This is a genomic window from Alicyclobacillus mali NBRC 102425, assembly GCF_001570745.1.
Taxonomy (GTDB): domain Bacteria; phylum Bacillota; class Bacilli; order Alicyclobacillales; family Alicyclobacillaceae; genus Alicyclobacillus; species Alicyclobacillus mali.
Window position 1 is genome coordinate 19,495 of record NZ_BCSG01000035.1, and the last position, 12,438, is coordinate 31,932.

Sequence of the window (12,438 nt, forward strand, 5' to 3'; positions counted from 1 at the left end):
AAACCGCCCGCCGAATTCCGTCACAGAAGCTCCGACACGCTCTTCATCTGCGTGAAGAGGAGCAGGTAATCCGGGCCGCCCGCCTTCGAATCGGTGCCGGACATGTTGAACCCGCCGAACGGGTGCACGCCGACGATGGCGCCCGTGCACTTGCGGTTGAAGTACAGGTTGCCGACGTGGAAGTGATGGCGCGCGTAGGCCAGGTGCTCGCGGTTCGTCGACAGGACGGAACCGGTGAGGCCGAAGTCCGTGCCGTTGGCCACGTCGATGGCCTCCTCGAACGACTTCACCTTTGTGATTGCCACCACCGGGCCGAAGATCTCCTCCTGCATGATCCGCGCGTCTGGCTTCACGTCCGCGAACACCGTCGGCTGGATGAAGAAGCCGGTCTCGTTCGACGCCGTGCCGCCCGCCACGAGCCGCCCTTCGCCGCGCCCAATCTCGATGTAGGTGGTCACCTTCTCGAACGCCTTCTGATCGACGACCGGCCCCGTGCCGACGCTCGCGTCGCGCACGTCGCCCACCTTAAACGCCTTCGCGATCTCGGCGACGCGATCGACGAGTTCATCGTAGAGCGACTCGTGCGCGATGACGCGCGAGCACGCCGAGCACTTCTGGCCGGAGAAGCCGAAGGCGGACTGGGCGATGATCTGCGCGGCCGCCTGGACGTCGTAGCCCTCGTCCACGACGATGGCGTCCTTGCCGCCCATCTCGGCGATGAACCGCTTGATCCAGCGCTGGCCGGGGATGCGCTTGGCGGCCAGCTCATTCAGATGCAGGCCGACCTGCTTCGAGCCGGTGAAGGAGATGAACCGCACATCCTTGTGGCCGACCATGAAGTCGCCGATCTCGGCCGGATCGCCCGGGACAAAGTTGACCACGCCGGGCGGCATGCCGGCCTCTTCGAGCGCCTCCATCAGCTTGTAGGCGATGACGGGCGTCTGGATGGCGGGCTTCAGGAGGACGGTGTTGCCCGCGACGACGGCCGACACGGTCATGCCCGTCACGATGGCGAGCGGGAAGTTCCACGGCGGGATGATGGCGCCCACGCCGAGCGGGATGTATTCGATGTGGTTGTCCTCGCCCGAGAGGGGGGTCAGAAGGTCGTCGGCCCGGCGGGCGAGATCGATCATCTGCCGGCCGTAGTATTCGAGAAAGTCGATGGCCTCGGCGGTGTCCGCGTCGGCCTCCGCGCGGCTCTTGCCAGCCTCGAGCAGCATCCAGGCCGAGAACTCATGCTTTCTCCGGCGGATGATGGCCGCGGTCTTGAAGAGCAGCGCGGCCCGCTCGATGACCGGCATGCGCGACCAGGTCCGGTAGGCCTCCCAAGCCGCCTCGAGCGCCTGCTCGATCTCGTCCTGGCCGGCCATGGCGACCCGGCCGATGACCTCCGCCTTCCTGGAAGGGTTGATGGACTCAATGTAGCGGCCCGTATCGATGCGCTTGCCGCCGATGATGAGCGGATACGTCCGGCCGAGCTCCTGTTCGACCTTGGCGAGCGCCGCGGCGAACGCCTCCTGGTTGGCCGGGTTGTGGAAGTCTGTCAAAGGTTCTGGGCGATACGGAATCATCGTGTGGCCTCCTTCACGAGCGTGTGATGCGTAGGGCCAGAGTCCGCGCAGGCTCTACGAGTACTATCGAAGCAAACTTTGTGCCAAATGGCCAGCGCGGATGAAGGGCCATCGGTGCAGCAGGGCATGCGAAAGCGGGCCTTGCGCTTTTCGACCTTGGGCTGCAAACTAGGCTTGCATGCCGATCCCGGCAGGCGCGAAATGGCTCTTTGTATATTGATGCAAGCGAGGCTGGAACATGCGGAGAGGAGGCGGTCCATGCAGTTGCCGGATGACGCGGATGCCCGCCGCAGCTTGTTGGAGGCGGCGCTCGATGCCCTGGACGAGGGCGTGCACGTGGTGGATGCGGCGGGCGTCACCGTGTTTTACAACCGCAAGATGGCGGACATCGAGGCGATGGCGCGGGAGGACGTGATGGGCAGGCGGATCGACGACGTGTTCTCGTTTCCGGACGCCGCGGGGAGCACGCTGCTTGAAGCCGTGCGGCGCGGCGTGCGGCGCGACGACGTGCGCCAGACCTACTTCAACCGGCGCGGGCAGGCCATCACCACCGTGAATCGGACGTTTCCCGTGCTTGCCGGCGGGAGGATTGTGGGCGCGGTCGAGATCGCCCGCGATGTGACGAGCGTCGAGCAGTTGAGGAGCACGGCGTTTGGCCAGGCGGGCGTGCGCTACACGTTCGCGTCCATCATCGCGGAGAGCCTCGCGATGCGCGAGGTCTTGGAACAGGCGCGGCGCGCCGCGCGTACGGACTCGTCGGTGCTCATCGTCGGCGAGACGGGCACGGGCAAGGAGCTTCTGGCGCAGGGCATCCATGCGGCCAGTCCGAGGCGCGAAGGGCCATTTGTGTCGCAGAATCTCGCCGCCATTCCGGACACGCTCGTCGAGGGCATCTTGTTTGGCACAGCGCGCGGGGCGTTCACGGGCGCGGTGGATCGGCCGGGGCTCATCGAGCAGGCAAACGGGGGCACGCTTCTTCTGGACGAGCTGAACGCCATGTCGGCGCCGCTCCAGGCCAAGTTGCTGCGCGTGCTCCAGGAGCGCGTGGTGCGCCGCGTGGGAGATCTGAAGGATCGCCCCGTGGATGTGCGTATCCTCGCCACGATGAACGAGGAGCCGGGGCGGGCCATCCGCGAAGGCCGGCTTCGCCCGGACCTGTTTTATCGCCTGAGTGTCGTGACGCTCACGGTGCCCCCTCTGCGATCCCGCCGCGAGGACATTCCGCCGCTTGTCTCGCATTTCATCCGCCGGTTGAACGGCGCGTTCGGGCTCCGCGCGGAAGGCTGCGAGCCGAAGCTCATGGAGGCGTTCATGGCGTACGACTGGCCTGGCAACGTGCGCGAGCTGGAGCACGTGATTGAAGGCGCCATGAACCTCATGGAGGATGAGGCGAAGATAGGGTTTCAGCATCTGCCGGGGCACGTGCGCCGCAGACTGGAACAGGCGCTCGGCGAGATGGTGGGGAGCGCGGCGAGCGCCCCCGAAGTGAGCGGCAATGCCGCTGCCCATCCGCCGCAAAGTGACGTACCAGGCCGCGGGTTGGGTGGCACCTCGCAGGAGCGGACGTCGTTTCACCAGCTCATTCGAGATCATGTGCGCACGTTGCTGCAGGCGGCGCTTGAAGAGACGAACGGGAATGTCTCGGAGGCGGCGCGAAGGCTCTGCATGTCCCGCCAGAACCTGCAGTACTGGCTGCGCGAGGTGGGCGTGGATCCAGCTCAGTACCGCTCCTGATGCATGCACATGCAGAACAGTGTGGGCCGTTTGCATCGAAGCAAGCGCTTGTTCCGCCTGCAAAGCAGATGGGCACTGCCAAACAGGATGGCACCCTGACGTGGTACCCGTGTGGCGCCTCCATGCTTGCCGAACCCGAGCGTCAGGCAAGACGGCGTGCAACATCAGGGGCGTCGCGCGCTTGGCACAAGATTTGCTACACTACGGGAGTCAAACACGCCGCGGCCGCACGTGTAAGCGTTGTCGCGAGCCAGACGAGGAGAGACGACGTCGCGCATGAAGCAGTTGGACGACATTTTGGAGAAAGAATCGAAGCTGCGCCGTGGGATGCAGGCGCGCCACATGTTCATGATTTCCATCGGAGGGGTCATCGGGACGGGGCTGTTCCTGAGCTCCGGCTACACGGTGAATCAGGCAGGGCCGGGCGGTGCCGTGCTGGCGTACGTGCTCGGCGGCGTGATCGTGGCCATCGTCATGATGTGCCTCGGCGAACTGGCGACGGCCATGCCGGTGGCGGGATCGTTCAAGACGTACGCGCAGGAATTTATCAGTCCATCCATTGGCTTTTTGAGCGCCTGGCTGTATTGGTTGAACGGCGCGTTCACCATCGGCGGCGAGTGGATTGCCGCGGACATCATCATTCATCAGTATCTGCCGCACGTGCCGGACGTGGTCTGGTACGCGATTTTCGCTGCCATCTATCTCGCCCTCAACCTTACGCGGGTCGGAGTGTACGGCGAGAGCGAATTCTGGTTTGCGAGCATCAAGGTCATCGGTATCATCGCGGCGTGCGTCGCGGGCGTGCTTGCGCTGTTCGGCCTCACGGGTCACCCGGCGATTGGATTGCACAACTACATGGGGCAGGGTGGGCTCTTCCCGCATGGGCTCGGTGCCGTGTTCCTCGCACTCGTGCCCGTCAGCTTCGCGTACAGCGGCACTGAGCTCATCGGCATTGCCGCGGGCGAGAGCAAGGACCCGGCGAAGTCGGTGCCGAGGGCCGTGCGAACCACGAGCGTGCGCATCCTTCTGTTCTACGTCATCTCGATGATCGTTCTCGTCGGCATCATTCCTTGGCAGAAGGCGGGCGTAAACGACAGCCCGTTCGCGACCATCTTCCAAGTCGCGGGGATTCCGTCCGCGCACCTCATCATGGACCTCATCGTGATCACGTCGGCGCTGTCGGCCGGATCGTCCTGGACGTACGCCTCGTCGCGGCTGCTCTGGTCCATGGCGCTGGACGGCATGGCGCCGCGGTTTTTGACGCACCTCTCCAAGCAGAAGGTGCCGGTGTGGTCGGTCATCGTGACGCTCGTCGTCGGCACGCTGTCCCTGTGGTTGTACGACGTCTCGCCGAATACGCTGTACCTGTGGATTGTCTCCGGCATTGGGCTCATCGCCGTGCTGTCGTGGGCCATCATTTGCGCTTCGCAGATCGGCTTCCGGCGCAAGTACGTGCGCGACGGCGGCGATGTGTCGAAGCTCGCGTACCGCACGCCCGGTTACCCGGTGGTGCCAATTCTCGGCGTGGTGCTGAACCTCGCCATCGCGGTCAGCCTGCTCTTTATCCCGGGCCAGCGGGTCGCCATTTACGCCGGCGTTCCCATCATTGTGCTCGTGTTGTTGGGCTACTCGCAGGTGCAGCTTCACGCGCAGACCGTGCCATCCGGTGCTCCGCAGGACCTGACGGGAATGGGGCAAGTTTCTGTGTCCGTAGACGGCGTGCCGGATCCGGTATTTGCGGCGGAGGAGGCCAGATATCCAGGAGATATCACTTCGCTGTCCACGTGGCGAGGCTTCAGCCACCAGGGCAAGCGCGTCATCACGCTCACACTGCCCAAATCTGCCGATATTGTCTCGATCTCGGTCCGAGCACTTCAAGATTTTCCTCTCGGTATCTACTTCCCGCGCTATGTCGAATTTCAGTTTGAGTCGAATGGAAAATGGTACAGCGCCGGGCGCGAAGCTTCCGCATATCCGCTGAGCACGCGCAACGTGATGGCCCAGACTTTCACATGGTCGTCTCCAAGTGGCTTGGAGGCGTCGGCCGTTCGAATCATCGTCCCGGTCGACGTGTGGGTCTTTTTGGATGGCTTTGACGTCAAGGGATTCTTGAACGTCAAAGGTGCGCCTGTCAGCGCGCTGACGCCCGTCGCGACCAACCCAGACAAGCCGCTCGGGCCTCTTCTTCCAACAGCGCCGAATGCCTATGGCATCCGAAACATGTTGCTCGTCGAGACGGGCGCCAACGGTTCGCTTGGCACATGGAGCGAACAGGACTTCGTGCCGATGCTCGCTTACGTGACCGAAAGTGGTCAGATCACGGCGCCTTTATTCGACACGATGCTCTTTCTTCCCTATGGTTCCGTGCCCACGACGCAGGCGGGTCTCTCCGCGTATCTGCAGGATTTGTTCGCTCCGGACAAGCAGCTTTCCGCGCTCAACGAAGCGGTGGGCTATGTCAATCAGGCGTTGCACCGGCCCGGTTACAAGGAGCGCGTCGTACTCTCGCTGCCCTATTTCGCGTACGGCCAGGCTACGTTCGGAACCATCGGCGGATCGACCGTGAACTTCGGAGGTTCTCCGGGCGATCCCGACGCCTTATCATCCCGCGAAAGCGCTGAAACGTGGTATGTGCAGCAACTGCTCGCTGCCTGGAACCGCGCGGGATTCAGCAATCTGCAGCTCGTCGGCCTGTACTGGAACGAGGAGCAGTTCCGCGACACCATGCCGGGTGAAGCGGCCTACGTGCAATTCGCCTCTCAGCTGGCTGCGGCCCATCACCTTCCCCTGTTCTGGATCCCGTTTTACGGGGCGGCGGGCATCGCCGACTGGAAGAGCCTCGGCTTCTCCGCCGCATGGATTCAGCCGAATTTCGTCGAGCAGGGTTCGCAGGCGTATCTCGAGCGCATGGTGAATGCCGCGCAGACCGCATCCCAGTACGGCATGGGCGTCGAGGTGGAACTCACAGGCATCAGCCAGCAGGACCAGGCGCTCTACGACAGCTCGCTGGCGCAGCTTTCGGCGTATGGTTTTGGCACCAATCAGGCTTCGCACGTCTACTACGACGGATCCAAGCTGTTGTTGACCTCGGCGCGATCGACGGGACAAGCCCGGGTCGCGTACGACACGACGGCGAGCTTCATTGCGGGGGTGGGCATTCGTGGCGGTTCGTAATGCGTGGGTCGCCGCGCCACTGTGCGCGAGCGTCCTTTCCATACCTTGGACGACCCAGGCCGCGGCGCTGACGAAGGGCCATGCTGGCTTTACGACCCTACGGGTGACCATCGGGACGTCGGCAGCCATGTCCGTGCCTGCGCTTGTCCAGGGCACTCAGACGGACATTGCGCTTTGGGATCTCATGCAGGCGCTGAACCAACTCGGTTTTTCCGCCTCGTGGTCGAAGGGTCAGTTCTCCATCTCGGCGCCGGTGTCGGTGCCCGTTGACGAGACGCCGGGCCCGTCCGAGAAAGGTGGCGCAGTGGTGGTGATGGACGGCCAAGTGGTGGAACGCGTGCCCACGGTCATCGCCACGCCGCCAGGGGCCACGTCGGCCGAAGTGTTCCTACCTGTGGCGAACGCGGAGGAAATTCTTGCGCGGCTCGGGATTCAGGCGACGATGAACGGCAATCAACTGGGCCTTGACGCATCGGCTGTGCCGCAGCCGCTGCCGAACGGCGAGGTGGCGGTGTGGAACGTGCTCGCCGCCTTGGCTTCCGATCTCGGCTTGCCGACGGCGTCGGCCGGATCGAGCCCCTACGCGGATCTGCTGACCGCTTCCCCAGCCTGGGGCGTGACGCAGGCCGCCATCCGCGCAGGCTGGTACCAACCGCCTGCGCCCACGTCGTCCGGGGCGTTTCAGCCCATCACCTGGGGTGAGACCGCTCAGATTCTGTGGAACGCGCTTGGTATCTCGACGCAGGATGCGGCTTATCAGCCTGGGGGATCGCCCACGGCGTGGGCGAGCGCCATTGGGCTGATTCCAGAGAACTGGGATCCAGCTTCGGACATGACAGCGCAGGAATTGGACACGTTGGCGTCGAATTTGCACGAATGTCTGCAAGGTGATGTCGAAACGGCTGCAAACACCTGGCGGCTGTGGTATCCGCCGGCGGACGAGTATCAGGCCACCTTCCTATCTGGCGGCGGACAACCGCTGTTTGCGTCCACGGCCGACGCGCAGGCCGCTATCTCATCAACCTATCAGTTTTTCGACCAACTTGTCGTCACGCGGAGTGGCCAAACCTGGATGCTGACGTTGCCAACCGCCCCGAGCGGATACGGGTTTGCCTCGGTGTCTGCCATCGGCCCGGTGTCGTATCAGACCAAGCCGGGCGGCGCATGGATGTCAGCGCCGTCCCTCGACACCCGCGACCTATCCATCCCGGCGCATGGTCGGCTTGTCGTGAAAATCCCCCCGGATGGGCTCATGGTCACGTGGAACCAGATGATGCCGTCCTTGGGCGGGACCGTCGCGCTTGGAGCATTGGAAGTGAGCCCCGGCGCGTCCGGGCCCTCGGTCGAGCGGGTGAACATCGTATCGCCCAACCTGCCTCCTGCCATCGTGTCGTCTGTCGCTTCCCTGCACTTGCAACCATGAGAATGGAGGTCATCGTTGTGAAGACGCATCGCCTGCTCGCGGTCATGGCGCTGCCAGCCACGGTGCTTTTAACGTCGCCTGTGCCTGCGCTGGCAGAGACCTCGAGTACGCCGAGCGCATCGGCGTCGTCGCTCAACGTGCCCGTGGCGGCCCTCACCCTCGCGGGCGTACAGTCGTACCCCATGTTGAGCTACGGCTCCACGGGCGCCTATGTTCAAGTCTTGCAAAATGCGCTGAATGCACTCGGGTATGACGTCGGACAAGCCACCGGCGTCTTCGACGCCACGACGCAGACACAGGTCAAAGCCTTTCAACAGGCCGAGGGGCTTGGCGTGGACGGGATTGTCGGGCCCATGACATGGGGGGCTCTGGCCAAAGCTGTGTCGGATTATCGCCAGGTGATGTCGGTTTTACCCAGGCAGAGCGCCCTGGTTCAACACGTTGAATGGAAGCGGATTGTCTGGAATGGGCAACTCATCTCCAAACCCATCGGGTTCACCTACCAAGGCACTGCCTACATGCCCATTTGGTACGTCATGCAGGCGCTCGCCCGTGCCGGCGTCGCGAGCACGTGGTCCAACGGCGTCTGGACGCTCACGCCGCCGTCAGGCCAAGTTGTCGACTACGGCAAAATCTCCTACGGTCCAGGCAGCGCGGCCATCGCCATCGGCCAGACGGTCGTGGCCAATGTTCCTGCCATCGTGTATCCAGACCCGGCCTCCGGCAAGCTCACGACGTTCATGCCCGTCTGGTACGTGATGAACGCCCTGCAGCGCATGGGTGTCGCCTCCACGTGGCAGGGCACCCAGTGGGATATGAAGCCAGCTCCGGTTGTGATTGAAACGGGCGATCCGTCCTCCAATTCCACGGGTTCGGGTGGCTCGGGCGCGGACAACGGCACGGGCAACTCGACAGGCAACAGCACCGGAAATGGGACCGGCGCGGTGCCTGGCGGCAACACTGTGACCAACGTCACCAATACCACAGGGCCCGCCAACTCCACGGGTAACGCCGCGGGACTGGGCAATTCGACGGGAAACTCGGTTGGAAACAGTACCTCGAATTCCACCGGCAATGCCACATCGAACGGCACCGGCAACTCGACGGGGAATTCCACCGGCAACTCGACGGGCGGATCGAGCGGATTGTCGTTCACCAACGTGGATCTCCGCTATCCTGCGCCATCCAATATCAACGCGCAGAGCATTAATCAGTTCTTGCTCCAGAACAGTTCACCGCTGAATGGGCTCGGCAACTCGTTCATGGATGCGCAGAACCTGTACAGCGTCGATGCCAACTACTTGGTCTCGCACGCCATTCTGGAGAGTGCCTGGGGACAGAGCCAAATCGCGCTGCAGAAGAACAACTTGTTCGGCTATGGCGCGTACGACTCGAACCCCGGACCGGATGCCGGCGTCTTCCCGAGTGACGACTACGCCATTCGCTTTGAAGCGTGGACGGTGCGGACCAACTATCTCACGCCAGGCGCGAGCCTGTACGTCTCCCCGACGTTGAACGGCATGAACGTGAACTATGCCACGGCTCAGACATGGGCAAGCGGTATTGCGGCCGTCATGAAACAGTTCGCGACGTCGGTCGGCTCGAGCGTGAGTGCCTACGTGCAGTACTCGCCATCCAACAACCCGCCGGCGCCGAAGTCCACGGCGGAGCCGGTGTACTATATGAACGGGGCGCAGGGCGTTACGCAACAGGATCCGTATTACCCGAACAACGGCGTCCCGTACTACCCGAGCATCGCGCAGGGCGAGAATCAGCAGTTCTTCGGCCAGCTCTCGGTCGGCAGTTTTGGGCAACCTGTCGCCGAAATCCAGCGGTTTCTGAACCAAACCATCAATGCGGGGCTCACCGTCGACGGCCAGTTCGGTCCGCTGACGCAAGCGGCGGTGGAAAAGTTCCAGTCACAGGTCATGGGCATGTCGAACCCGAATGGCATCTGGACGTTCAGCATGTGGGTCCAGTACATTCAGCCTTCGCAGTCGAATGCGAATTTGATTCCCGCGGGCACGACGGTGAAGATCGACCAGATTGCCGAAGGCATGGCGGGGCCGTACGTGGTCCCCTGGTATCATGTGGTGGGCTATGGCTGGGTGGACTCGCAGTATATCAAGTTGACCAACGTGTATCGGGTCATTGTCCAGAACCCGGCGGGGACAGCGACGACCATTCCCGTCTATCAGGTGGGAGATTTGTCCAAGGTGTTGCTGAACCTGCACAGCGGCGACTGGGTGGTCGCCAATTCCGCGCAGCCCTCGGGCGGCGTGTACACCATCCAAATTGCCGCCCAAGATCCGGTGGTCTCCAACGGCTACGCGGCCGACACCCTGTTGACCGCCGTCATTCCCGCCAACGGCACGGTCAGCCTGGTGCCCCAAAGCTGATGACACAAGGCGCCGCCTTCGATGGGCGGCGCCTTGCGCTTCATCACCCGTTGACGATCTCGCCGCCATTGACGTGCAGGACCTGCCCGGTCATGTATGAGGAGTCCGCCGACGCGAGGAATACGTACGCGGGCGCCAGTTCCGCGGGCTGGCCTGCGCGCCCCATGGGCGTGTCGGAGCCAAATTTGGCCACCTCAGCCGCCGCAAAACTCGCCGGAATCAGCGGCGTCCACACAGGGCCAGGCGCGACGGCGTTCACGCGGATGCCCTGTTTCGCCAGTGAGAGCGCGAGCGATCTCGTCAGGGTCACGATGGCGCCCTTCGTGGCTGCGTAGTCGATGAGGGTCTCGTGGCCGCGGTAGGCCGTGATCGACGCGGTGTTGATGATACACGCCCCCGGCTTCATGTGCGGAAGCGCGGCCTGAATCATGTAGAAGTAGCCGAAGACGTTCGTTGCGAACGTCATCTGCAACTGTTCCGGCGTGATGTCGAGAATGCTCGGCTGCGGATGCTGGCGGGCCGCGTTGTTGACTAGGATGTCAACTTTGCCGAATTCCGCGATGGCCTGCTGCACGACGCGATCGCATTCGGCCTTGTTGGAAACGTCAAACGCCAACTGCTGCGCGCGGCGTCCGTGCCGCTGGACATGCTGCACCGTCTCCGCGGCGTCCGATTCTTCGTCTCGATACGCGATGACGACGTCCGCGCCCTCCTTGGCAAACGCGACGGCCACCGCGCGGCCGATGCCACTGTCGCCGCCCGTGATGAGTGCCACCTTGTCCTTCAGCTTGCCCGCGCCGCGGTACTCGGGGTGATCGAAGAATGGGCGCGGGTTCATCTGCGACTCGACGCCAGGCTGGCGATCTTGATGCTGCGGCGGAAACGACGTCGGATACGACGGCGCTTGCCCCGCTTGGGGTGGGGCAACGGTGGTGGGCATGGGTCACTCTCCTTTCAAAAGTCGCTCTCGGACATCCGTAGGTTGGTACGCATTCAGCGCGGATATGCCTTGCAAGCGGAACTGGAGTGGCGTAACGCCCATAAATTGGCGAAAGCGGCGTGTGAAATGGCTTTGATCTGCGTATTGCAAGGCTGATGCGATGTCTCCAATGCTCATCTGCGTGTTTGTCAGCAATTCGATGGCGCGGGCCATTCGTAGCGCGGATAGAGCCTGGTACAACGTCTGGCCGGTTTCCTGCTTGAACCGTTGGGATAAGTGACGAGGGTGCACACCCACGTGCGATGCCACGTCCGCGATACGGATGGGAGATGCGACATGCTTTCTCATAAAAGAAAGCGCTTGACGAACCGGTTGGCTGTAGCTTGCTCGGCGGATGGTGTATACGGCGCGGGCAAACGACGCGAGGGCTCGGTCGATCGTCTTTTCCACCTCCGCGACCGAAGTGCATTCCTCCAACGATTGGATCCACGCATCACTCATACTGTAGGCGGTCTCGATGTCCATACCTTCAGAGACTGCTATTCTCGTCGCCAGTGTAATTGAACAGATCCCGAGGTTCTTTCGGTTCCGAATTTCACTGCGTTTTGCAAGCGTACCGATACCATCGCGCCGATCCCGCAGTTGTTGACGAAACGAGACAAGTCCCTCTTCGTCACCCTCTCGGATAAACGTAAATAGTTGTTGCTCGATGTCGGGGTCATGCCTCGGTGTGAATTGGCAGCCGTGCGCCTCAAACCAGGACTCATCTGGCCACGGTTCGTGCATGATCATATCGCTGCGTTGTAAGGCCTCGCATTCCCAGGGACTGAGCCACACGATCGACACATGATGATTGGAATACTCAGGATGTCGAGAGATGATGCGTTCAAGCAGTCGTGCAGCGGCCATCCAGCGCTCGTGAGACATGGAAGGCAACGCAGCAGCGTATTCGATGAAAGAGTCCCGTGAGAGCGTGGCATGGAGCCCGTCTTGCACAGCGCGCTCGACTTCCGACCGCGTGATGTGATGAGCAGCCCCCGGCCCTAGCACCACGAACTGTCCTTCCTCTTGCACAACCACAAACCGTTCAAAATACCGAAAGAGCACGACGGCAGGACAAGCCATTCCATCCTTGCGACTGCACACTAAAGTTGCGAGCTCTTTTATGGCCGCACTGGAGTGACCGGTAGGCGCAAT

7 protein-coding genes are annotated in these 12,438 nt (G+C 62.7%); 4 read left to right on the forward strand and 3 right to left on the reverse strand.

Annotated elements, in window-relative coordinates; genetic code table 11:
* Positions 1-20: 20 nt before the first annotated feature.
* On the reverse strand, positions 21-1,571 hold the full coding sequence (gene pruA, locus AMA01_RS11615) for an L-glutamate gamma-semialdehyde dehydrogenase (protein ID WP_067851149.1): 1,551 nt from the start codon (positions 1,569-1,571) through the stop codon (positions 21-23).
* 258 nt (positions 1,572-1,829) lie between these two features.
* Here pruA and AMA01_RS11620 point away from each other — a divergent pair, with 258 nt between their 5' ends.
* From AMA01_RS11620 to AMA01_RS11640, 4 genes are all read left to right on the forward strand, one after another.
* A complete protein-coding gene (locus tag AMA01_RS11620) occupies positions 1,830-3,305 on the forward strand; it encodes a sigma-54 interaction domain-containing protein (protein WP_067851151.1) in 1,476 nt (491 codons plus the stop codon).
* 276 nt (positions 3,306-3,581) lie between these two features.
* Positions 3,582-6,479 carry an amino acid permease gene (locus tag AMA01_RS14100; RefSeq protein ID WP_082744171.1) on the forward strand — a complete coding sequence of 966 codons (2,898 nt, stop codon included), beginning with the start codon at positions 3,582-3,584 and terminating at the stop codon, positions 6,477-6,479.
* On the forward strand, positions 6,466-7,902 hold the full coding sequence (locus AMA01_RS11635; protein ID WP_067851153.1) for a hypothetical protein: 1,437 nt from the start codon (positions 6,466-6,468) through the stop codon (positions 7,900-7,902). The genes AMA01_RS14100 and AMA01_RS11635 overlap by 14 nt, the downstream gene beginning before the upstream one ends.
* A gap of 17 nt (positions 7,903-7,919) precedes the next feature.
* Positions 7,920-10,301, forward strand: a complete 2,382-nt coding sequence (locus AMA01_RS11640) for a peptidoglycan-binding protein (RefSeq protein WP_067851168.1) — start codon at positions 7,920-7,922, stop codon at positions 10,299-10,301.
* 43 nt (positions 10,302-10,344) lie between these two features.
* Here the strand turns inward: AMA01_RS11640 and AMA01_RS11645 are convergent, their stop codons facing one another.
* Both AMA01_RS11645 and AMA01_RS11650 read right to left on the reverse strand, forming a co-directional pair.
* The gene (locus AMA01_RS11645) at positions 10,345-11,241 is read right to left on the reverse strand and encodes an SDR family oxidoreductase (protein WP_067851155.1); all 897 of its coding nucleotides are present in this window, start codon (positions 11,239-11,241) and stop codon (positions 10,345-10,347) included.
* 3 nt (positions 11,242-11,244) lie between these two features.
* A partial coding sequence (locus AMA01_RS11650; protein ID WP_156468452.1) for a helix-turn-helix transcriptional regulator occupies positions 11,245-12,438 on the reverse strand: 1,194 nt, incomplete at its 5' end.

Excerpts from the sequence above, each read along its gene's own strand:
- AMA01_RS14100 (WP_082744171.1), top strand. The coding sequence starts at position 3,582 with ATGAAGCAGTTGGACGACATTTTGGAGAAAGAATCGAAGCTGCGCCGT.
- AMA01_RS11645 (WP_067851155.1), bottom strand. The coding sequence starts at position 11,241 with ATGCCCACCACCGTTGCCCCACCCCAAGCGGGGCAAGCGCCGTCGTAT.
- AMA01_RS11620 (WP_067851151.1), top strand. The coding sequence starts at position 1,830 with ATGCAGTTGCCGGATGACGCGGATGCCCGCCGCAGCTTGTTGGAGGCG.
- pruA (WP_067851149.1), bottom strand. The coding sequence starts at position 1,571 with ATGATTCCGTATCGCCCAGAACCTTTGACAGACTTCCACAACCCGGCC.